Below are 22,077 nucleotides of genomic sequence, written 5' to 3' on the forward strand. Positions count from 1 at the left end.
GATGCAACTCCATCAGCTCCGGTACTTCGTCGCGGTCGCGGAACTACGACATTTCACCCAAGCGGCCGATGTGGTCGGCATTTCCCAGCCCTCGTTGAGTAAGCAAATTCACGCCCTGGAGGCCGGCCTGGGGGCGCCGCTCTTCGAGCGGGTAAGGGGAAAGATCGGGCTCACCGCGGCGGGCGAGGTGCTGTTGCCGTTGGCCAAGCGGATTCTCGCCGACGTGGACACCGCCAGCCGCGAGGTGCAGGAGTTGGTGGGACTGCGGCGGGGACGGGTCCGCCTCGGTGCCACCCCCAGCCTGGCCACCTCGCTCGCCCCGCCGGTGCTGCGTCGCTTCCGCGACGCCCACCCCACCGTCGACCTGCGGGTGGAGGAGGGCGGCTCCCAGGACCTGGTACGTGACCTGCTCCGGGGCGACCTCGACCTGGCGTTGATCATCGCGCCGGGACAGGGTGTCGACCCGACGCTGCGCGTCGACGCGATCCTGACCGAGAGCCTGGTCGTCGCCAGCGTCGATCCGCTGCCCGACGCGTCCCCGACCGACCAGGTCCGCGTCACGGACCTGCGCGACCAGCCGCTGGTGATGTTCCGCGAGGGCTACGACCTGCGCGACGCCACCCTCCAGGCGTGCCGGGACGCCGGTTTCGAGCCCCGGATCTCCGTTGACGGCGGCGAGATGGACGCCGTGCTGAGCTTCGTCGAGGCCGGGCTGGGCGTCGCCCTGGTGCCTGGCAGCGTCGTCACCCGCCGGCCCGGCATCCACGTCACCCGCCTCGCCCCGCCCGGCGTCCGCCGCACGATCGCGGTCGCCCGCCGCCGCGACGTGGTCCCCACCCACGCCGGCCGCGAACTCCGCCGTATCCTCCTCGAGTTCGTCCAGGAGGCGACCATTACCGCGGACCTCCCACCCGGCGTGGAACCGCTGACCTGACAGCCCACGCGAGTCGGACGTCCGATTGGGTCGACCGGCAGGGCGGGTCGACCGGATCTCGCCGGCCTGCGACGGGCCTGACGACGACCGGCGGCGTTGGCGGTTCGCTCGCTGCCCGCCGCCGTTCCGTCCAGCACCGCTCCCGGTAGCTCGAGCGCTCGTAGGCGATCGCGCGTCGTCGTAGAGCGACGGTCAGCCCGCCTCGGCATCGTCCATCGCCCGGTAGATGCGCTGTTCGCTCACCGGGTAGGGGGTGCCGAGCGCCTGGGCGAAGACGTTCACCCGTAGCTCCTCGACCATCCAGCGAATCTGCCGGACGGCCGGCGACCGCCGCTTCGCCGGCGGCAGGGCGGCCAACAGGTCGTCGTACTCCTTGCGCACGACGGCGATCCGATCCTGCTGCTGCTTGTCCCGGGCGGGATTGCCGGGCAGCCGGTCCAGCCGACGCTCGATCGCGGTCAGGTAGCGCAGCAGGTCGGGTAGGCGGGCGTAGCCGGTCTCGGTGATGAAGCCGGCGTGCACGAGCCCGGTGAGCTGCCCCCGGACGTCGGCCAGGGCGGCCACCACCGCGAGATTCCGGGTCGCGCCCAGCCGCTGCTCGATGGCGTACGCGGCGGAGAGCACCTTTCGGACCCGGTCCATCACCTCGACGACGGTGTCCACCAGCCCGGCGCGGACGCTTTCCCGCAGTGCCGCGAAGCCCTCGGCGTCCCAGGCCGGGCCACCCGCCTCGGCGACGAGCCGGTCGATGGCGGCGCCGGCAGCGTCCTCGATCAGCGCCGGCACCCCGCCGTGCGGGTTGCGGCTGAGCGCCAGCTTCGCCTCGTTGCTCAGCCGCCCCTGCAGGAACTTCGCCGGGGACGCCCCGGTGAGCCGGAGCAGCCGGCGGGTGCCCGCCCAGTGGGCGGCCTCCTGTTCGGCGGGGGAGTCGAACACCTTCACCCCGACGGTGGCGCCCTCGTCCACCAGCGCCGGGTACGCGGTCACCGCGTACCCGGCACGCACCTGCTCGATGGTGCGGGAGAGGGCGCCGATGGTCCACTCCCGCAGCCCGGTGCGTGCCACGTCCGGGGCGGCGGCGGCCACCACCTGGCGTACCTCCGCCGTGAGGCGGTGTTGCAGGGCCGGCAGGTCCTTGCCCTCGGCGACCGGCTTGTCGTCGTCGCCGAGCACCCGGAAGGTGACCCGCAGGTGCGGCGGCAGCTTCGCGACGTCCCAGGCGTCCCGGGGTACGGTCACCCCGGTCATCCGGCGCAGCTGCCGGGTGAGCGCGTCCAGCAACGGCTCCTCGCCGGCGGGCATCGCCGCGAGCGCGGCCCGCGCGTAGTCCGGCACCGGCACGAAGTTGCGCCGGATCGCCTTGGGCAGCGAGCGGATGAGCGCGACGACGAGATCCTCCCGCAGTCCCGGCACCTGCCAGTCGAAGCTCTCCGCCGGCACCTGGTTGAGCAGTGGCAGTGGAATGTCCACCGTCACGCCGTCGGTGGGTGTCCCCGGGTCGAACGCGTAGGTCAGCGGCAGACTCACCCCGTCGGCCCGCCACTCGTCCGGGTAGTCGGTCCCGTCCACCGCTCCCCGGCCGGCGTTGACCAGCAGCTCGCGGGTGAAGGTCAGCAGGTCAGGCCGTTGCCGGCGTTCCTTCTTCCACCACGCGTCGAAGTGTCGCCCGGAGACCACGTCGGCCGGGATCCGCTCGTCGTAGAACTGGAAGATCGTCTCGTCGTCGACCAGGATGTCCCGCCGCCGTGCCCGGTTCTCCAGCTCCGCGACGTCGGCGAGCAGCCGCTGGTTGCCTGTCCAGAACTGGTGGTGGGTCTGCCAGTCGCCCTCGACCAGGGCGTGCCGGATGAACAGCTCCCGGCTCAACGCCGGATCGATCCGACCGAAGTTGACCTTGCGAGAGGTGACGATCGGGATGCCGTAGAGCGTCACCTTCTCGTATGCCATGACCGCCGCCTGCCGCTTCTCCCAGTGCGGCTCGCTGTAGCTGCGCTTCACCAGGTGCTGGGCGAGTGGCTCGACCCACTCCGGCTCGATCCGGCCGTTGACCCGCCCCCAGAGCCGGGTGGTCTCCACCAGCTCGGCGGCCATCACCCAGCGCGGCGGCTTCCTGAACAGCGCCGACCCGGGAAAGAGCCCGAACTTGGCCCCCCGCGCCCCCAGGTACTCGTGCTTCTGCGGGTCCTTCAGCCCGACGTGGGACAGCAGCCCGGCCAGCAGGGACTGGTGCACCTTCGGGACGTCGACCTCCTCCGGCAGGTCTCCGCCGGCGCCGCGCGGACCGCCGCTGTCCGGCGCGGTCTCCGCCGGCCCACGCCGGCCGTCGCCCGCCTCCCGGGTGCGTAGCACCTGGCGGAGTTGACTCACGATGTCCTGCCACTCGCGAACGCGCAGGTAGTTCAGGTACTCGGCCTTGCACATCCGCCGGAACGCGCTCGACGACAGGGTGCGCTGCTGCTCCCGCAGAAACCGCCACAGGTTGAGGTAGGCGGCGAAGTCCGACTCCTTGTCGGCGAAGCGGGCATGCGCCTGGTCGGCCTGGGCCTGCTTGTCGGCGGGCCGCTCGCGCGGATCCTGGATCGACAGCGCCGCCGCGATCACGACCACCTCGGTGGCGCACCCGTTGTGCTCGCCTTCGAGCACCATCCGGGCCAGCCGCGGGTCCACCGGTAGCTGGGCCAGCCGCCGGCCGAGCGGGGTCAGCCGCTTCGCCGGATCGGTCTCGCTCGGGTCCAGGGCACCCAACTCGTGCAACAGGTGCACGCCGTCGGTGACGGTGCGCCGGTCGGGCGGGTCGATGAACGGGAACGCGGCGATGTCCCCGAGCCCGATCGCGGTCATCTGGAGGATGACCGACGCGAGGTTGGTACGCAGGATCTCCGGGTCGGTGAACTCCGGCCGGGACAGGAAGTCCGGCTCGTCGTAGAGCCGGATACAGATGCCGTCCGAGGTGCGCCCGCAGCGTCCCGTGCGCTGGTTGGCCGACGCCTGGGAGACCGGCTCGATGGGCAGCCGCTGCACCTTGAGTCGGTTCGAGTAGCGGGAGATGCGAGCGGTGCCGGGGTCCACCACGTACGCGATCCCCGGCACGGTGAGCGAGGTCTCCGCGACGTTGGTGGCGAGCACCACCCGGCGCCCGGCGTGCGGGGCGAAGACGCGGTGCTGCTCGGCGGTGGAGAGCCGGGCGTACAGCGGGAGGATCTCGGTGCCCTGCAGGCCGCGCTTCTGCTGCACCAGCTTGCCGAGCGCCTCGGCGGTGTCCCGGATCTCCCGCTCGCCGGAGAGGAAGACCAGGACGTCGCCGGGCCCCTCGGCGGCCAGTTCCTCCACCGCGTCGCCGATCGCCTGGATCTGGTCGCGGACGTTCTCCTCGTCCGTCTCGTCCGCTGCCTCGGACTCGGTCACCTCGACCAGCGGCCGGTACCGTACCTGCACCGGGTAGGTCCGGCCGGACACCTCGACGACCGGGGCGGGGTTGCCCTCGGCGTCGGCGAAGTGCTTCGCGAACCGGTCGGTCTCGATGGTCGCCGAGGTGATGACGACCTTGAGGTCGGGGCGGCGGGGCAGGAGCTGCTTGAGGTAGCCGAGGATGAAGTCGATGTTGAGGCTGCGCTCGTGCGCCTCGTCGACGATGATCGTGTCGTACTGGCGCAGCATCCGGTCGTTCTGCAACTCGGCGAGCAGAATGCCGTCGGTCATCAGCTTGACCAGGCTCCGGTCGCTCACCTGGTCGGTGAAGCGCACCTTGTAGCCGACCACGTCGCCCAGCGCGGTGCCCAGCTCCTCGGCGATCCGGTCGGCGACGGTCCGCGCGGCCAGCCGGCGGGGCTGGGTGTGCCCGATCAGGCCGTTGACGCCGCGGCCCAGCTCCAGGCAGATCTTGGGTAGCTGGGTGGTCTTGCCGGAGCCGGTCTCGCCGGCGACGATCACCACCTGGTGGTCGCGGATGGCCGCGGCGATGTCCTCCCGACGTTCGCTGACCGGCAGGACAGCCGGGTAGGTGATCGTCGGTACGGCTGCCTTCCGGCTCGCCAGCCGCGCCTCGGCCCGGGCCACGTCCGCGGCGATCTCGGTCAGCGCCGACTCCCGGCGCTGCGGGTCGCGCAGTCTCCGGATGCCGTCCAACCGCCGCTGGAGGCGGCGCTGGTCGCGGAACATCAGCGGCCGTAGGCGGCGGTACAGCTCGCGAGTGGGATCGGGTGCGGCGGAGGCGGCTTCGTTCTGCATGTCGCCGCCAAGGATAGGCAGACGGACGGTCGTGTGCCCCCGGAGTTACCGCCCGCCTGGATGTCGACCCTAGCGCCCGCGCCGGGAGCAGGTAGGGCTCCCTGTGAGCTGTCGCACTGTCATTTTGCGTCCAGAACGTCAGTCTGTATGGTGGTCGTCGAGGCGGGCTGATGGGGCCCGCAGTGTATGGAGGTTTGGTCAATGTCCAAGGTTCTCTTCGTGGTGACCGGCGCCGAGTACTGGGAGCTGGCCGACGGCACCAAGCACCCCACCGGTGTGTGGGCCGAGGAGGTTGTGGTCCCCCACGAGACGTTCACCAGTGCGGGTCACGAGGTCGTCGTCGCCACCCCGGGCGGCGTCGTCCCGCAGGTGGACAAGCGCAGCCTGCTGCCCGAGTACACCGGCGGGCAGGAGGGGGCGGCCCGGATGGTCGAGGCTGTCGCCGGCGTCGAGGAGCTTCGCAAGCCGATCCGGCTGGAGGATGTCGACCTCGACGACTACGCGGCCGTCTACTACCCGGGTGGCCACGGGCCGATGGAGGACCTGGCGGTCGACCAGAACTCGGGCCGGCTGCTCGTGACCGCCATGCGGACGGACAAGCCGCTCGGCATCGTCTGCCACGGCCCGGCGGCGATGCTCGCCGCGGTGACCGAGGGCGGCGTCAACGTGTTCGCCGGGCGCCGGGTCACCGGTTTCACCAACGTGGAAGAGGCCCAGGCCGGCTTCGGCGACAAGGCCAGATGGTTGCTCCAGGACCGCCTGGTCGAACTCGGTGCGCAGTTCCAGGAGGGCACGGCGTGGGCGCCGAACGTGGTCGTCGACGGCAACCTGGTCACCGGGCAGAACCCGGCCTCCTCCGCGCAGGCCGCCGTGGAGTTGCTGCGTAAACTGGCCTGACATGTCCAACGACCGGCTCTCCGACGTCCTCGACGCCACCTACACCTGCCTGACCAGGTACGGCGTGCGGCGGACGACGATGGACGACATCGCCGCCGCGATGGGCGTGTCCCGGTCGGCTGTCTACCAGTACGTCCGCAGCAAGGACGACGCGTTCCGGCAACTCGCCGGGCGCCTGCACACCCGGGCGTTGGCCCGCGCCCGGGAGGCTGCCGGCCAGGACGTCCCCTATGCCGTGCGCATTCGGGGTGTCCTGGCCGCCAAGCTCGAGCTGTCACTCCAACTGATCGGCGACTCGCCGCACACCGCCGAGCTCATGGACAGCAAGGCCCGTCTGTTCGGTGAGATCTGCACCGAATTCACCAACGAACTGCGGACGCTGCTCGCAGACCTGTTCGCCGAGGCCGGTGCAGCGGATGCGGCCGAGGCGGCCGAGATCTGCATCGCCCTGGTATCCGGCCTGGAAACGGCGCCCGACAGCCGGCACCTGCTGGAACGCGCCGCTGACGCGCTCGTCCCCGGCCTGCTGCGCTGATCCCCTCCTGATCTCCGGGACCCGGGGCGGGGCTGACGCCCGGGCGGGCGGCGCCCGCAACCGCCCGGGCGGGCGGCGCCCGCAACCGCCCGGGCGGGTGGCGCCCGCACGCCGTTGCTGGACAAATCCGCCGCGCCCCCGCGCACGTTCCGACCGGCAGCACGCGTGCCAGGCCGGCCGTACCGCCGCGGGCGAAAGGAGATATGCCATGACCACGACCGTTCCACCCGCACCGGCTGCCGGCGTCGGCGTAGCCCAACCGGTGCGGCGCCGGTTCGGGTTGCCAGCGGGCGCGGCGCTCCTCTTCCTCGCCTCGATCATCGTGTCGTTCCTGGCGGCCTCCAGCGCGCCGACACCGCTGTACGACGTCTACGCGTCCAGTTGGGGCTTCTCCGCGTTGACCACGACGATCGTCTTCGGCGGGTACGCCTTGGCCGTCCTGGCGGCGCTGCTCGTCTTCGGCCGAGTCTCCGACCATCTCGGCCGGCGGCCGGTCCTCCTGGCAGCGCTGGCGGGACAGGCGGTCGCGATGTTGATATTCGCCACCGCCGGTGGCGTTGCCGCGCTGCTGACCGCCCGCATCGTTCAGGGCCTCTCGGCGGGCGCCGCGTTGGGTGCCGTCGGCGCTGGCATGGTCGACATCGATCGGGCCCGCGGAGCCACCGCCAACGCGGTCGCCCCCGCCGCCGGCACGGCCACCGGTGCCCTGGCCTCAGCCCTGACCGTCCAGTACCTGCCGGCGCCCACCCAACTGGTCTACTACCTGCTGCTGGCACTCTTCGTCCTCCAGGCGGGCGGTGTGGTCCTGCTCGCGGAAACCGCACGGCCCACGCCGGGAGCGCTGGCCAGCCTGGTTCCGCACCTGGCCCTGCCGCGCCGGCTGCGTCGCCCCGTCGCGATCGTCACACCCGCGCTGCTCGCGGTGTGGGCGTTCGCCGGATTTCACGGCTCGCTCGGCCCCGCCCTCACCAAGAGCCTGGTTCGTTCGACCTCGGCCGGCTACGGCGGACTCAGCCTGTTCCTGTTCATGGCGGTCGCGGCGGCATCGGTCTTCCTCCTGCGTGCCGTACCTGCCCGCACCGTGCTCCACGTGTCGCTGCTCGCGTTGATCGCCGCAGTCGGCGTCTCCCTCGTGTCGATCGGCACCGGCGCGGTCGCGGGTTTCCTCCTCGGCAGCGCGGTGGCCGGCGTCGGGTTCGGTGGCGGGCTGAACGGCAGCGTCCGGCTGGTCGTGCCACTCGCCGGGCCGCACGAGCGGGCCGGGATCCTCTCGCTGCTGTACGCCGTGTCGTACCTCGGCATGGGCGTACCCGTCGTGGTCGGCGGACTACTCGTCGAGCACGGCGGCGGCCTGCTCGCCACGAGCCTGGGGTACGGGATCGCCGTCATCGTCCTCGCCGCCGCAGCGCTGGCCGGACTCGTGGCCGCACCGGCCCGGCCAGCGCCGGCCCGGTGCGGCGTCGCCCCTGGCGCCACACATCGATCACGATCGATGAGCGGCTAGTCGCCGGCCGCCGCCTCGAGCATCGAGCGGGGGACTGGGACGCTCTCGAACCGGATGATCCCCTCCGGAACCATCCAGCTCATCACCTGGACGGCCAGCCGACCGGCCCGGACCGCCGGGTCGTTGGCGTACAGCTCACGGGCCTCGACCGGCGAGATGGAGAGCACCACGAAGCCGCGCAGGCGCTCGTCGTCGGCGTCCACGAACGGCCCGGCCGCGAGGACGAGGCCTTGCTCCACCAGCCCGGCCTGGTGCGCCAGGTGGGCGTCCTGCAGCCGGTCGAGCGCGTCCTGCGGCAGCTCCGGCGCGTCCGGCGGACGGACCAGAAGCACGACCGTGTGCTGGTCGAATTGCATCCTCTGAGGTTACGGCGTGCCGGCCCGCGGTTCAGCCGCTACCGTCGGCCGTCGGCCAGGCGCCCTCCGCTGGATCTGCTGCTGTTTCCCGGAAGGAACTGGATCTGTTGTGTCACAGAAGGAGTGGCCATCGAGCCTCGATGGCCACTCCTTCCGGGAACCGTGCACGCTCGCTGATGGCGGTGGGTGTTAGGCGGCGGTGGTCCAGAGGGACTGGAAGGCTGCGGCCTCGCCAGCCAGCCAGCGTTCGATCTCCTCCGGTTTCGCGCCGACCGGCATCTGGTGGGCCCGACCGCGCCGCACGTCGACCAGGACCGGCTCGGCGTGCGGCAGGACCGCCGGGCCATCAGGTGCAGGGTGGCCAGCACCGCCTCGTCGCTGGGCGGCGCCTCGTCGAAGTGCAGGCGGACCGCCTCGGCGCGGCCGTCGGAGTGGCGCACGCCGAAGTGGGGGTTGATCTTCACCGGTAGGTCGCCCAGCACAGCGAGCGCGTCGCGTGTCTGGGCCAGGTCGACCGACCGCGGCTCGCCGAGGGCGCGCAGCCAGGCCGTGGCTCCCGGCGCGAGCGCCTGGTACAGCGGGCGCCAGCGGGGCTTGACCGTGTTGACCACCTGTTCGAGGTGGGTGCCCTCGGTGTGGAAGGCGATGTCGGCCTTGAGCGCCCTGACGAACTGGCCGTGCGGGTTGAAACCGGAGCGGCTGGCCCGCTGCCGGCGCAGGCCGCCGACGAAGGTGGCCTTGGTCGGTCCGGTGCGGGCCACGTACCGGGTGAAGCCGAGAAGCGTGGCGTAGGGGGCGAGTGGGGTGGCGGAGGTGGGCGTGCTCACGGACATCCTCCCAGGTCAACTGCTCTATTAGTACATACATTCTAATCGACGGTGCTGACATTTCCAGGTGCTTGGTGCCCCCACCGCCGTCACCGGCCCAGCTGTCCGGGATGTCCCGGTGGGCTGTCGACGGTGACCGCCATGACCATGCCTCGTCCCTCGACCGGTCGATCGGCCGTTATTTGTATGGCTCTGTCTTCTTCGTGCACCATCTTCGGTTTCATGTCGTGATGGGTGGGGTACCCGCTTAACCCGCGGTGTGGCTGCTACCGCCTGCCTGGTAGCCGAGGAGCGGCCACCTGCGTCTCTGCCCGGGGTTGGTTGGTTCCTCGTCCGTGACGGGGTTGAGGACACCGAGACCACGATGACGACCCATCAGGAACACATTCACGAGCCGGACCGCCCCATCGCGGTCCGCACGAAGCCGCAGCGGCGGTGGTGGTGGGCCGCCGGGGTGGCTGGGGTGACCGGCCTGGCCCTCACCGGCGCCGGCGTCGCCTACGCCGCGCTTGGCGCCAGCCCCCGGACCGGCTGGCCCGCCCGCACCGCCGCCCTGCTCGCCGGCGACCAGCCCGGCGAACCCACCCGGGCCGACGCCCCCAGCGACCGCCGCGACGACCGCACAGGCGCCGGCAACGCGGAGACGAGCACAACAACAAGAAGGGGAAAGGGAAGAAGGAGAAGCGGAAGGGCAAGCCGGTCCCGTGCGACCCGGACAAGCTGATCGCCGCGATCACCCTCGCCAACGCCCGCGGCGGCGCCGACCTCGACCTCGCCGGGGACTGCACCTACACCCACCTCACCCCGCAGAACGGCGCCGGCCTCCCCGCGATCACCACCCCCGTCACCCTCAACGGCAAGAACACCACCATCACCCGCGCCGCCGCAGCCCCCTCTTCCGCATCATCGCCGTCGACACCGGCGGCCGACTCACCCGTGACCGTGACCGTGGCCGTGGTGGACAGCACCATCAGGAACAACACTGCCGGCGGCGTCGGCGGCGGCCTCTCGAACTCGGGCGAGACGGTGCTGCAACGCACGAAGGTCACCGGCAACCAGGCGGGGAGCCAGGGCGGCGGCATCCACAATGCCGCCGCCGGCACGCTCACCCTCTTCTCCACCGCGATCGTCAAGAACACCGCCGTCGCCGCCAACGGCGGTGGGGGCATCTTCAACGTGGCGGGCGGCACGGTGAACCTGAACACCGCCACCGGCACCACCGTCATCAAGAACCGCCCCAACAACTGCGTCAACGTCCCCGCTGCACCGGATAGCAACCCGAACGCAGCACCCACAACGACGAGGGGTTCCGCCCCGCCACCCACCGGCGACGGGGCGGAACCCCTCCACCCGTCCCCCGACATCCGCCGGGCCGGACACCAAGCTGTCGCGCGAGGACGGGCCTTGACCCCCTGATCCTGCACACGGGCTCTATGCGGCCCGGGTGCGCCGGGTATCTTGCGGATCAGTCGTCCCTGTCGACGGTGAGGCTGGCGGCGGTCAGCGACAGGTGTCGTTCGAGCAGTGCGGACGCCGTGTCCGCGTCCCGGGCCAGCGCCGCCTCCTCCAGTTGGCGGTGTTCGCCGATGAAGTCACGATCGGGAGCGCGATCAGCCGCCCAGTTCCGGGCGAGCTCGCTGGCGAGCCACAGCCGGTCGAACGTCGCCAGCAGCACCGCGTTCCCGCTGCCCTCCAGCAGTGCGCGGTGGAAGTCGCGGTGCGCGCGTGACCACTCCGGGTTGACGCGCCGGCCGTCGCCGGGTTCGTACCCGGGCGTGCGCGCGAGTCGGTGATGGGCGGCGCGTACGCGTGCCTCCCAGTCCAGGTCGCCGTGTGCGATCGCCAGCCGCAGGGTCGCCGGTTCGATTGTGCGGCGGGCCTCGGCGAGGTCCTGCCAGCGCTGGTCGGACCGGGTGGGTACGGCGAAGCCGCGGTTGGCGAGCCGGTCGGCGAGCCCGTCGCCGACCAGGCGCACCAGCGCCTCCCGCACCACCGCGAGGCTCACGCCGTGTGCTCCGGCCAGTTCCTGCGGCTTGAGCGGTTCGCCGGGTGCGTAGTCGCCGCGCAGGATCGCCTCCCGCAGGGTGGTGTAGATCCGCCCGGAGAGCATCTGTTTCGCCTCAGCCATGACCAGCATCGTAGACCATTTGACAGATAATCGATTTTCAGTGCTAAAATCGATAACGTCAGCTCGTCTGGAAGGATCACCTCTCGTGAACGACCCGTTCGCCCGCCTGCCCGAGGCGGAAACCTTCACGGTCACCAGCAGCACCGTCACGGACGGCGCCTCGTTCGGCGCCGCGCAGATGTCCGGGATCTTCGGCGTGCCCGGCGGCAAGGACATCTCGCCGCAGCTGTCCTGGGCCGGCGCCCCCGAGGGCACCAAGAGCTACGCCGTCACCGTCTACGACCCGGACGCCCCCACCGGCTCCGGCTTCTGGCACTGGGCGGTCGCCGACATCCCCGCCGCCGTCACCAGCCTCCCGGAGGGTGCGGGCGACGACACCGGCACCGGCCTCCCCGACGGAGCGTTTCAGCTGCCCAACGACGCCCGCGTCGCCCGCTTCATCGGCGCCGCCCCACCCGCCGGTCACGGCCCGCACCGGTACGTGATGGTCGTCCACGCGCTCGACGTCGAGTCCATCGGTGTGGCGGCGGACGCGACACCGGCGGTCCTCGGCTTCACCATCGCCAGCCACATCCTGGCCCGTGCGGTCCTGACCGCCATCGCCGAGAACCCGGCCTGACCCAGCGTCGCTGGGACAAACCGCGGAGTAGGTCCGGACGACCCGCCTTGGCGGCGTCCGGACCTACTCCGCGAGTCACCGGCCAGCCGCTTGGCGCCTCGCAATCCCGCTCCGGAGGTGGCAGCCGGACACCTCGGACGGTCCTGTCGGCGGATGTCAGAGCTGGCCCACGCCGGTGATCCGGACGGCTGCGGCGCCCGCCTCGTCGGAGGCGGCGAGGTCGACCTCGCCGCTGATGCCCCAGTCGTGGTCGCCTTCGGGGTCGTCCAGAATCTGCCGGACGGCCCACCGCTCCCGACCCTGGTCGATCATGAGTAGTGCGGGCCCGCGGGCGTCCGGGCCGGTGCCGATCGAGTCGTACGAGTCGAAGTACGGCTCCAACGCGTCCGCCCACGCGTCCGCGTCCCAGCCGGTCCCGGCGTCGAGTTCCCCGAGTAGATCCCAGCGGCGCAGGGCCGCCAGCTCGACCCGGCGGAACAGGGCGTTGCGCACCAGCACCCGGAACGCCCGCGTGTTGCGGGTGACCGCCGCCGGCCGGTCGTCCAGCGACGCGGCGACCTCCTCGACGTCGGACGGGTTGCGCAGCCGCTCCCATTCGTCGATGAGGCTGGAGTCGACCTGGCGGACCAGCTCACCCAGCCATTCGATGAGATCGACAAGTTCCTCGGTCTTGGCGTCCTCGGGGACGGTCTGCCGCAGCGTCTTGTACGCGTCGGCGAGATATCGCAGCACCAGCCCCTCGGACCGAGACAGCCCGTAGAACTGCACGTACTCGGTGAAGGTCATCGCCCGCTCGTACATGTCCCGGACCACGGACTTGGGGGAGAGCTGGTGGTCGGCGACCCACGGGTGGCCCTGCCGGTACATCTCGTACGCGCTCTCCAGCAGTTCGGCCAGCGGCCGGGGCCAGGTCACCTCGTCGAGCAGTTCGAGCCGGGCCTCGTACTCGATACCCTCGGCCTTCATCGCGGCGACCGCCTCGCCACGGGCCTTGAACTGCTGTGCGGAGAGCACCTGGCGGGGGTCGTCGAGGATCGACTCGATCACGCTGAGCACGTCGAGGGCGTATGCCGGCGACTCCCGGTCCAGCAGCTCGATCGCGGCCAGGGCGAGCGGTGACAGCGGCTGGTTGAGCGCGAAGTCGAGCTGGAGGTCGACGGTGAGCCGGACCCGCCGCCCGGTCTCGTCCGGCTCGGGCAGTTCCTCGACCACACCACCCGCCCGCAGCGCGCGGTAGATCGCGATGGCCCGGCGGATGTGCCGGCGCTGGGCGGCGAGGTCCTCGTGGTTGTCGGTGAGCAGGTGACGCATCGCCGCGAACGCGTCGCCGGGGCGCCCGATGACGTTGAGCAGCATCGAGTGACTGACCTGGAAGCTGGAGGTCAACGGCTCGGGCTCGGCCTCGACCAGGCGCTGGAAGGTCGGCTCGCCCCAGCCGATCGACCCCTCCGGTGGCTTCTTCTTGACCACCTTGCGGCGCTTCTTCGGGTCGTCGCCCGCCTTGGCGAGGGCCTTGGTGTTCTCGATGACGTGCTCGGGGGCCTGCACGACGACCCGGCCGAGGGTGTCGAAACCGGCCCGCCCGGCCCGCCCGGCGATCTGGTGGAACTCGCGGGCCTTGAGCAGCCGGGTCCGGGTGCCGTCGTACTTCGACAGGCCGGTGAAGAGGACGGTGCGGATCGGCACGTTGATGCCGACACCGAGGGTGTCCGTACCGCAGATGACCTTGAGGAGTCCGGCCTGGGCGAGCGTCTCCACCAGGCGGCGGTACTTGGGCAGCATCCCGGCGTGGTGCACGCCGATGCCGTGCCGGACCAGCCGGGACAGGGTCTTGCCGAAGCCGGAGGTGAACCGGAAGCTCCCGATCGCGGTCGCGATCATGTCCTTCTCCGCGCGCGTACAGACGTTCACGCTCATCAGCGCCTGGGCGCGTTCCAGCGCGGCGGCCTGGGTGAAGTGCACGACGTAGACCGGCGCCTGCTTGGTCTCCAGCAACTCCTCCAGTGTCTCGTGTAGCGGCGTCATCGCGTACGAGAAGAGCAGCGGGACGGGTCGTTCGGCCGAGCGGACGACGGCGGTCGGCCGGCCGGTACGCCGGGTCAGGTCGTCGACGAAGCGGGTGGTGTCGCCCAGCGTGGCGGACATCAGGACGAACTGGGCCTGCGGCAGCTCGATCAGTGGTACCTGCCAGGCCCAACCCCGGTCCGGCTCGGCGTAGAAGTGGAACTCGTCCATGACCACCTGGCCGACGTCGGCGCGGGCGCCCTCCCGCAGCGAGAGGTTGGCCAGGATCTCCGCGGTGCAGCAGATGATCGGGGCATCCGGGTTGACGCTGGCGTCGCCGGTGAGCATGCCGACGTTCTCGGCGCCGAAGACCTCGCACAGCGCGAAGAACTTCTCCGACACCAGGGCCTTGATCGGCGCGGTGTAGAAGGTTGTCCGGTCGTCGGCCAGGGCGGCGAAGTGGGCCGCGATCGCCACCAGGCTCTTGCCGGATCCGGTCGGCGTATTCATGATCAAATTCGCGCCGGATACGATCTCGATGACCGCCTCTTCCTGGTGGGGGTAGAGGTCGAGGTCGCGCGCGGACGCCCAGCCGGCGAACGCGTCGAAGAGGGTGTCGGGGTTGGCGCTGGCCGGCAGCGCGGCGGTGAGTGTCATGGCGCGTCCATGGTGCCTGGACCCTGGCCCGGTGCGCCAACCGGGGCGGCGCCGGCGTTGCCCGCCCCCTCACCTCGCCGGCGTCAGGGCGGAGTCTCCCGGATCGTCACCGGCCTGCGACGGGCCAGGAGACACCCTGGGCGGAACCTCTCCGCTCACCGGCGGTGGTAGATCAGGTCGGCGATCGGGCGGCCGGCTGTCAACGCGCGGCGCTCGAACTTCGTCACCGGGCGGTGCGCGGGGCGTGGCGCGAAGCCGGAGTGGGCGTTCACCAGTCCCGGATCGGCGTCCAGGGTCTGCCGCATCGCCTCGGCGTACTCGGCCCAGTCGGTCGCGCAGTGCAGTCTGCCGCCGGGCCCCAGCCGGGAGCGCAGCAGAGCCACGTGGGGCGGCTGGATGATCCGCCGCTTGTGGTGCCGTGCCTTCGGCCACGGATCGGGGAAGAACACGTGCACCGCGTCCAGCGAACCTTCGGGCAGGCCGGCGACCAGGTCCAACGCGTCCCCTCGGGCCACCCGGACGTTCTCCAACCCGTGCTGGGAGATCAGGTCGAGGAGGTTCGCGATTCCAGGCGTGTGCACCTCGACCGCCAGATAGTCTCGACCCGGGTCGGCGGCTGCCATCGCCGCGGTGGTGTCGCCCATCCCGGAACCGATCTCCAGCACCAGCGGGGCCCGGCGCGGGAACAAGACGACCGGGTCCACCGGCGTGCCGGGCACGTCCGGGACGGTCAGGCCGTGCACCGGCCAGAGCCGCTCCAGCGCCGTGGTCTGCCGCGCGGTCATCCGGCCGCGACGCGGGTGGAAGGTCCGGATGCCGCGCACGGGAACGGTGGTGGGGAAGTCGGTGGTGGTCACAACGGTCCGAGCGTACGCGAGGACCGCCGCGGATCGGATGTGATGTACGACGGGGACGGGTGGATCGACTCGACCCGTACCGCAGACCGGGCGTCGGTAGACGCCCGGCTCGACGCGCCGGGAGGGGGCAGTGGTGGCGACGATCCGCGGTGGCCTGGCACTGTCGATCGCGGCGGCGATCGCCGGCCCGCTGCTCGCCGCCGCGCCGGCGACGGCTGTGGGTCTCCCGCCCACCGCCCTGGCCCGCGCCGCGCCGCCGGCGGCCCGCCCGCTCGCGGGCTCGCCGGCCGTCCAGACGGCACCCGAGCGCGTGGTGCCGGTCGCGGCGCCTGTGCCGTCCGGCCCACCCCAACCGCAGCCACCGAGCGTCTTCGTCGAGGTGAGCCCCAGCACGGTGGAACCCGGCTTCCTGGTCGGCATCCGGGCGAGCTGCCGGGACAACTCGATCGCCGCGGTGGTCTGGTCCGACGCGTTCGGACGCGTGCAGGTGGAGCCGCAGCGCGGGTTGCTGACCGCGACTCCGCAGGTGCGGGAGCGCACCCTGCCCGGCAACTACCGGGTCAAGCTGGAGTGCCGGGATGGCGCCACCGCCTCGACGATGCTCCAGGTGGTGCGGTCGGTCCGACCCAGTCGCGGCCCGGCCACCGGGTTCGGCGGCGCCGCCGGTGAGGTCGCCGGCGGCTTGCTTCTGCCGGGCGGGGTCGCGCTGGTCGTGACCGGCCTGGTGGTGTGGACCGTGTCCGCCCGTCGCCCGCGCCGTGCCGCCCGACGCTGAGCCGCCCCCATGGCCACGTCACGCGCCTCCCGGCCGGCCGCCCGCGCGGCTCGCCGCTCACCGTGGTCGGTCCCGCTGGCCGTGGTGCTGGTGCTGGTCGGGGTGTTCGCGACCGGAGCCGGGCTCGGGCGCACCGTCGGCCCGCTGGACTGGACCCCGACGGCCACCGCCGACCGGCCGGCCCGGAGCGCGCGGGGTGGCCTGGTCGCCAGCCGCCCGGTGCGCCTCGCGGTGCCCGCCATCGAGGTGTCGGCACCGGTCGAGCCGGTGGGCCAGGCCCGGGACGGTTCGATCGCCGTACCGCCGCTGGAACGCGTCGAGGAGACCGGCTGGTACGACCACGGCCCCACCCCGGGGGAGCCGGGTTTCGCCGTCATCGTCGGTCACGTCGACACCAAGAGCGGCCCGTCGGTGTTCTACGACCTGCACAGGCTGCGTCCGGGAGACACCATCGAGGTGACCCGCGCCGACCACACGGTGGTGGTGTTCCAGGTGGACTCGGTGGAGCGCTTTCCGAAGGACCAGCTCCCCGCCGACCGGGTCTACGGTGCCGATGGGCCGCCGCGACTGCGCCTGATCACCTGCGGCGGCGACTGGGTGGGCGGGCGCACCGGTTACGCCGACAACGTGATCGCCTTCGCCACGATGACCACCTCCCATATTCCGTGAAATTGCCGCCCGAGAATGTGGGGCAGGCGGGACGGACTGGACCCGAACCCGGCAAGTCAACACCACGATTTGTTAGGCTGGGACAGCGCCAACAAGGTCACTTTGTTCGCACTGGGTGACCGGCGCCGAAGGCATATTTCCCGAGCGGTGCAAGAAGCGGTCAGATGCGACCGAGTCATGGCTCGGTCGGCCGCGATAACCGGGATGGCACAGCGAAGTCGGTGCGGTTCTCGTCGGCGAGTGTCGCCCGGCCGCGTCGCCGACGGCAAGTCAGGTCCGCACGGTTCTCGTCATGTCCGATTGGAGCCCTGCATGGTGCGCGAGCCTCCGCCGACCGCCGGCGCAACCGCCGATTGCTGGCCGGAGGTGCTCAGTGGGGATGACTACGCGGTCGCGGATCTGTCGCTTGCGGAGTTCGGGCGTAAGGAGATCCGGCTTGCCGAGCACGAGATGCCGGGGCTGATGGCGATTCGCGTCGAGCATGGGCGGGCTCGGCCGTTGGCCGGTGCGCGGATCACCGGGTCGTTGCACATGACGGTGCAGGCGGCGGTGCTCGTCGAGACGTTGGTGGCGTTGGGCGCGCGGGTCCGCTGGGCGTCTGCCAACGTGCTGTCCACGCAGGATCACGCGGCCGCGGCGGTGGTGGTGGGTCCGCGGGGCACGCCGGAGGAGCCGGCGGGTGTGCCGGTGTTCGCGTGGAAGGGCGAGTCGCTGGAAGACTACTGGTGGTGCATGGGCAGGGCCCTCTCCTCGCCGGATGGGCAGGGCCCGAACATGATCGTGGACGATGGCGGTGAGGCGACCCTGCTGGTACACAAGGGGGCTGAATTCGAAAGAGCGGGCATGGTGCCTCCGGCGGAGTCCGCTGATTCCGAGGATTATCGCGTGCTCCTCGAGCTGCTGCGACGTTCGCTCGCGGCGGACGCTACGAAGTGGACGCGGGTGGCGGCGGGAATTCGGGGTGTGACGGAGCAGACGACAATTTCCGCCCAGCGTTTGTACGAAATGCACCGCGCGGGCGAGTTGCTGTTCCCGGCGATCAACATCAGTGATTCGGTGACGATGGGGCACGTGGACCGCAGATACGGCACTCGACACTCGTTGATCGACGGCCTCAACCGGGCCACCGATACGCTTGTCGGCGGCAAGACGGCGGTGGTCCTTGGTTATGGCGATGTGGGTAAGGGCTGTGTAGCGGCGCTGCGGGGGCAGGGCGCGCGGATTGTGGTGACGGAGGTGGATCCGATCTGCGCGTTACAGGCGGCAATGGACGGATATCAGGTGACTACCCTTGACGACGTGATAGACCAGGCCGACCTCTTCATCACCGCAACCGGCAGTCGCGGTGTGATAACGGTCGACCACTTGGCGCGGATGAAGCATCAGGCCATCGTGGGCAATATCGGCGACTTCGACGTCGAGATCGATGTGGCCGGTCTGGCGAGACGTGCCGACGTACGGCGGAGAAACATCAAGCCGCAGGTGGACCTGTGGTGTTTCGACGACGGGCACGCGGTCATCGTGTTGTCGGCGGGGCGCCTGTTGAATCTCGGTAACGCCACCGGGCATCCCAGCTTCGTGATGTCGGTCGCCTTCGTCAACCAGGTGCTCGCACAGGTGGAGTTGTTCGCCAGAATCGATCGGTACCAGGTCGGCGTGTACCGGCTACCCAAGCGCCTCGACGAGAATGCGGCCCGGCTACACCTCGACGCGCTCGGCGCCGCGCTCACGACCCTTACCCGCGACCAGGCCGAATACCTCGGCGTTCCCCGGGAGGGTCCGTTCAAGCCCGACCACTACCGCTACTGACCGCTACTACGTGATCTCCGCGAGGGCGCGGGCTGCGTACCTCTCGCCGGTACCTGCAGCCGCGTCCGCCAACGGGGACCACGGGCGGGCTCGGCGCGATGGCGTCGGTCTTCACGACCGCCTCACCAGCCGGGCCGGTCGACCCTGCCGCAGGCGCTGGCACCTGCTCAGAACGATTCCACGGCCGGGACCAGATCGGCGTCGACGACGATCGGGGCGTGGTCGGAGGGTCCCTTGCCCTTGCGGGCCTCCCGGTCCACGTACGCCGAGCGGACCGTACGGGCGAACGGTGCCGAGGCGTACACCAGGTCGATCCGCATGCCCTTGTTCTGGTGGAACATCCCGGCGCGGTAGTCCCAGTAGGTGAACGGGTGGGGGCCCTTCATCGGAGTCGGCACCACGTCGGCCAGGCCCAGGTCGCGCAGCGCCGCGAGGGCGGCCCGCTCGGCCGGGGTGACGTGCGTGGATTGGGTGAACAGCGCCGGATCCCACACGTCGGCGTCGGTGGGGGCGACGTTGAAGTCGCCGCAGACCGCCACCGGCAGCCCGCCGGTCAGCTCGACCTCCAGCGCGTCCCGTAGCGCGGCGAGCCAGGCCAGCTTGTACGCGTAGTGCGGGTCGTCCGGCGTCCGACCGTTCGGCACGTACACCGACCAGACCCGCAGCCGGCCGCAGGTGGCGGCGAGAGCACGGGCCTCCGGGTCGGGGAAGCCCGGCTCGGCGGGAAAACCGACGGTGACGTCGGCCAGGCCGACGCGGGACAGGATGGCGACCCCGTTCCACCGGCCGTCGCTGTGGCTGGCCACCGTGTAGCCCAGTTCGCCGACCTCGGTGACCGGGAACGCGCCGTCCGGGCACTTGGTCTCCTGCAGGCAGACGACGTCAGGCTTCGTGCCGTCCAGCCAGTCGAGCAGCCGGGGCAGGCGGGCCTTCACGGAATTGACGTTCCACGTCGCCAGGCGCATGCCTCCAGCCTGCCTGATCCGTCGCCGGTCCGCCGCCCGGCCAGGCGCGTGTCGCACCGGGCCAGGCCGGTGCTGACGGGGTCCGTCGCCCCTACGCGAGGCGTCGACCGGGGCCGTACCTCGTGCCTCAGCTGCCGGGCGTGTCGTTGGGTCGGGTCTGTTCGGCGAGGAAGCGCTCCAACTCGGCTCCGAGTTCCTCGGCGGTGGGCAGTGCGCCGGTCTCGGGGGCGAGTAGGCTCTTCTCGCCGCGCCCACGGGCGAACGCGTCGTACTGTTCCTCGAGGGACTGGACCAGCGCGGACGCGTCGTCGGTCTGGGCGACCTGCCGGTCGATCTCGACGCGGACCACCTCGGCGGCGGACCGCAGGCTGTCGCGGGGCAGGAGTAGCCCGGTGCTGCGGCTGACCGAGGTGAGCAGCACCTCGGCCGCCGCCGGGTACTCGGTCTGTGCCACGTAGTGCGGCACGTGTGCGGCGAAGCCCAGCGCGTCCCGGCGCTGCTCGCCGAGGCGGTACTCGAGCAGGTGGCCCACGCTGCCCGGCACCTGTACACGCTGCAGCCAGGGCTCGTATCCGACGATGAGGTCGTGCCGGGTGGCGTGCGCGGTGACGCCGGTGGGTCGGGTGTGCGGCACCGCCATCGGGATGGCGTTCAGCCCGACGGTGAGCCGGACGTCCAACCGCGCGGCGAGGCCGGCCACGGCCGCCACGAAACGCTCCCACTGCAAGTCCGGCTCCGGGCCGGTGAGCAGCAGGAACGGGGTCTCATCGTCGTCGTGGAGCAGGTGCAGCTCCAGGGCCGGCGCGTCGTACGACTCCCAGTGGTCCTCGACGAAGGTCATCACCGGTCGGCGCGACCGGTAGTCGAAGAGCTGGTCGAGGTCGAACCGGGCGATTGGCCGCGCCTCGAGCGACGTGAGCAGCTGCTCCCGGGCCAGCCGGGTGGCGTTGCCGGCGTCGACGAAGCCGGACAGCGCCTGGATCAGGACAGGCTGACCGAGGTCGGGCAGATCGTCGGTGAGTTCGTAGAGCTCGTGTGGATCGAGCACCGGTGCGGACCTCCCTGGGGCGTGCCGACGGGGCGCCGTTCGAGGACGGTACCCGGTTGCTGGAACGTACCCGCCATCCCGATCCATTCCTGCGCGACCCTCCCCGGGGCCCGGCCGGCGGATTCCACCGCCCGGCGGACTGAGCGGCCAGCGGATGCGGGTGTCCGCCCAGCGGACGAGGCGGTGAGCATGGCGGACCTCGGCGGGTGCGCCGGCGGCCACGGTGGACGTTGCTCGCCGCGTCCGCTGGGCGCAGACGTTGCCGCTGCAAGGTACACATGAAGACAGGTAGCCCGACAGGAGGACGAGATGTCTCTCACGCACCGGATCGGCGCGTTTCTGCGCTCGCCCAGGGGACAGCGGTTGGTCGAGCGGGGGCGCCGGGAGCTGGCCAAGACGTCCACCCAGCGAAAGCTGAAGGGTTTGGCGACCAGGCTCCAGCATCGTCGCTAACCTTCGTCGTCGCACCTCAGGCCAGGCCACCCCGGAGGCCTTTGTGACAGATGCCACCCCCGCTGACGGCCAGCCCGTCGTCCCACCGCCGCAGTCACCGGCCCCGCCGTCCGGCGCCGCCGGAGCGCCGACCGGTGTTCCGGAGGCCCCGCCGGCCGGGCTCTGGGACCGGATGCGGGAGGACCCGCAGTACGCTCCGGAGCACCTCGCCCTGGAGGCGGTGCGCCGGCTCGGTCCGGAGGCGGCGCAGTGGGCGGAGCAGGTCCGGGCCCAACAGCCCGAGGTGTCCGCCGAGGTCCTGGCCGAGCGGGCCGTCCGCACGTTTGTCAACCACGCGCGACTCTCTGGTGCGGTCTCCGGTGCGGCGGGCCTGCCCGGCGCCGTGATCGACGTGGGCGTGCTGGCCTGGACGCAGGCCCGGATGGTGCTGCACATCGCCGCCGCCCACGGGGTGGACGCCACGCACGTCGACCGCGCGACCGACCTGCTGGTCCTGCAGAAGGTGCACAAGGCGGCCCAGAGCGCTCGGCTCGCGCTCGGCGTGGCCGCCGGTCGGGAACGCGCTGGAGCGCTCTTCGGCCACGGCGGGCAGGCCCCGCGCGGCCGCGCGATGGTGCAACTGGGCGTTCGGCTGGCTCGGATGGCCGGTGTGCGGGCCGCGAAGCGGATGTTCGCCAAGGTGATCCCCGGGGCGGCCGTCATCCTCGGCACCTGGGCAAACTCCTCGGCCACCAAGGATCTCGCGGCGCGGTCCCGGGCGCTGTACCGCCAGCACGGCGGGGGCGGGCTGCCGGCGCAGCGGCCCGGGTGAGC

General features: G+C 71.4%; 17 protein-coding genes and 2 pseudogenes. 11 read left to right on the plus strand and 8 right to left on the minus strand.

Annotated elements, in window-relative coordinates; all coding sequences use genetic code 11:
* Position 1 precedes the first annotated feature (1 nt).
* A complete protein-coding gene (locus QTQ03_RS01540; RefSeq protein WP_289276362.1) occupies positions 2-934 on the plus strand; it encodes a LysR family transcriptional regulator in 933 nt (310 codons plus the stop codon).
* A gap of 192 nt (positions 935-1,126) precedes the next feature.
* Here the strand turns inward: QTQ03_RS01540 and hrpA are convergent, their stop codons facing one another.
* Positions 1,127-5,161, minus strand: a complete 4,035-nt coding sequence (gene hrpA, locus QTQ03_RS01545; protein WP_289276363.1) for an ATP-dependent RNA helicase HrpA — start codon at positions 5,159-5,161, stop codon at positions 1,127-1,129.
* Positions 5,162-5,362: 201 nt separating this feature from the next.
* Between hrpA and QTQ03_RS01550 the strand changes: the two genes are divergently transcribed.
* The 3 genes from QTQ03_RS01550 to QTQ03_RS01560 all read left to right on the plus strand — a co-directional run bounded on the left by QTQ03_RS01550 (position 5,363) and on the right by QTQ03_RS01560 (position 8,097).
* A complete protein-coding gene (locus QTQ03_RS01550) occupies positions 5,363-6,058 on the plus strand; it encodes a type 1 glutamine amidotransferase domain-containing protein (RefSeq protein ID WP_289276364.1) in 696 nt (231 codons plus the stop codon).
* A gap of 1 nt (position 6,059) precedes the next feature.
* A complete protein-coding gene (locus QTQ03_RS01555) occupies positions 6,060-6,593 on the plus strand; it encodes a TetR/AcrR family transcriptional regulator (protein ID WP_289276365.1) in 534 nt (177 codons plus the stop codon).
* 208 nt (positions 6,594-6,801) lie between these two features.
* Positions 6,802-8,097, plus strand: coding sequence for an MFS transporter (locus QTQ03_RS01560; protein WP_353890552.1), 1,296 nt, complete (start codon positions 6,802-6,804; stop codon positions 8,095-8,097).
* Here QTQ03_RS01560 and QTQ03_RS01565 read toward each other — a convergent pair.
* Positions 8,094-8,453 (minus strand): YciI family protein, encoded by a 360-nt coding sequence (locus tag QTQ03_RS01565; protein ID WP_289276366.1) that lies wholly within the window; start codon positions 8,451-8,453, stop codon positions 8,094-8,096. The two genes, QTQ03_RS01560 and QTQ03_RS01565, sit on opposite strands and share 4 nt — an antisense overlap.
* Positions 8,454-8,642: 189 nt before the next feature.
* Positions 8,643-9,280: pseudogene (locus tag QTQ03_RS01570) on the minus strand (hypothetical protein).
* 364 nt (positions 9,281-9,644) lie between these two features.
* Between QTQ03_RS01570 and QTQ03_RS01575 the strand changes: the two are divergent.
* A pseudogene (locus QTQ03_RS01575) lies at positions 9,645-10,552 on the plus strand (hypothetical protein); the annotation flags it as partial.
* A gap of 193 nt (positions 10,553-10,745) precedes the next feature.
* On the opposite strand, the gene QTQ03_RS01580 reads toward QTQ03_RS01575, so the two are convergent.
* Positions 10,746-11,408, minus strand: coding sequence for a GntR family transcriptional regulator (locus tag QTQ03_RS01580; RefSeq protein ID WP_289276367.1), 663 nt, complete (start codon positions 11,406-11,408; stop codon positions 10,746-10,748).
* 85 nt (positions 11,409-11,493) lie between these two features.
* Here QTQ03_RS01580 and QTQ03_RS01585 point away from each other — a divergent pair, with 85 nt between their 5' ends.
* Positions 11,494-12,027, plus strand: a complete 534-nt coding sequence (locus tag QTQ03_RS01585; RefSeq protein WP_289276368.1) for a YbhB/YbcL family Raf kinase inhibitor-like protein — start codon at positions 11,494-11,496, stop codon at positions 12,025-12,027.
* A gap of 156 nt (positions 12,028-12,183) precedes the next feature.
* Here the strand turns inward: QTQ03_RS01585 and QTQ03_RS01590 are convergent, their stop codons facing one another.
* Positions 12,184-14,688 carry a DEAD/DEAH box helicase gene (locus QTQ03_RS01590; RefSeq protein ID WP_289276369.1) on the minus strand — a complete coding sequence of 835 codons (2,505 nt, stop codon included), beginning with the start codon at positions 14,686-14,688 and terminating at the stop codon, positions 12,184-12,186.
* A 155-nt stretch (positions 14,689-14,843) separates the two neighbouring features.
* Positions 14,844-15,545, minus strand: a complete 702-nt coding sequence (trmB, locus tag QTQ03_RS01595) for a tRNA (guanosine(46)-N7)-methyltransferase TrmB (protein ID WP_289276370.1) — start codon at positions 15,543-15,545, stop codon at positions 14,844-14,846.
* 130 nt (positions 15,546-15,675) lie between these two features.
* On the opposite strand from trmB, the gene QTQ03_RS01600 reads away from it, so the two are divergent.
* The 3 genes from QTQ03_RS01600 (at position 15,676) to ahcY (ending at position 18,798) form a co-directional block, all read left to right on the plus strand.
* Entirely contained in the window at positions 15,676-16,320 is a 645-nt protein-coding gene (locus QTQ03_RS01600) for a hypothetical protein (protein WP_289276371.1), read from the plus strand.
* A 9-nt stretch (positions 16,321-16,329) separates the two neighbouring features.
* Complete coding sequence (locus tag QTQ03_RS01605; RefSeq protein WP_289276372.1) at positions 16,330-16,989, plus strand: class F sortase; 660 nt, start codon at positions 16,330-16,332, stop codon at positions 16,987-16,989.
* 312 nt (positions 16,990-17,301) lie between these two features.
* Positions 17,302-18,798: an adenosylhomocysteinase gene (ahcY, locus tag QTQ03_RS01610; protein WP_289276373.1), complete on the plus strand. Its 1,497-nt coding sequence runs from the start codon at positions 17,302-17,304 to the stop codon at positions 18,796-18,798.
* 167 nt (positions 18,799-18,965) lie between these two features.
* Here the strand turns inward: ahcY and QTQ03_RS01615 are convergent, their stop codons facing one another.
* Both QTQ03_RS01615 and QTQ03_RS01620 read right to left on the minus strand, forming a co-directional pair.
* Complete coding sequence (locus QTQ03_RS01615) at positions 18,966-19,763, minus strand: exodeoxyribonuclease III (protein ID WP_289276374.1); 798 nt, start codon at positions 19,761-19,763, stop codon at positions 18,966-18,968.
* A gap of 127 nt (positions 19,764-19,890) precedes the next feature.
* Positions 19,891-20,811 (minus strand): proteasome assembly chaperone family protein, encoded by a 921-nt coding sequence (locus QTQ03_RS01620; RefSeq protein ID WP_289276375.1) that lies wholly within the window; start codon positions 20,809-20,811, stop codon positions 19,891-19,893.
* A gap of 309 nt (positions 20,812-21,120) precedes the next feature.
* On the opposite strand from QTQ03_RS01620, the gene QTQ03_RS01625 reads away from it, so the two are divergent.
* Both QTQ03_RS01625 and QTQ03_RS01630 read left to right on the plus strand, forming a co-directional pair.
* The gene (locus QTQ03_RS01625; RefSeq protein ID WP_289276376.1) at positions 21,121-21,264 is read left to right on the plus strand and encodes a hypothetical protein; all 144 of its coding nucleotides are present in this window, start codon (positions 21,121-21,123) and stop codon (positions 21,262-21,264) included.
* 43 nt (positions 21,265-21,307) lie between these two features.
* Positions 21,308-22,075: an EcsC family protein gene (locus QTQ03_RS01630; RefSeq protein WP_289276377.1), complete on the plus strand. Its 768-nt coding sequence runs from the start codon at positions 21,308-21,310 to the stop codon at positions 22,073-22,075.
* Positions 22,076-22,077 lie beyond the last annotated feature (2 nt).

It is taken from the genome of Micromonospora sp. WMMA1363 (genome assembly GCF_030345795.1).
GTDB lineage: Bacteria > Actinomycetota > Actinomycetes > Mycobacteriales > Micromonosporaceae > Micromonospora.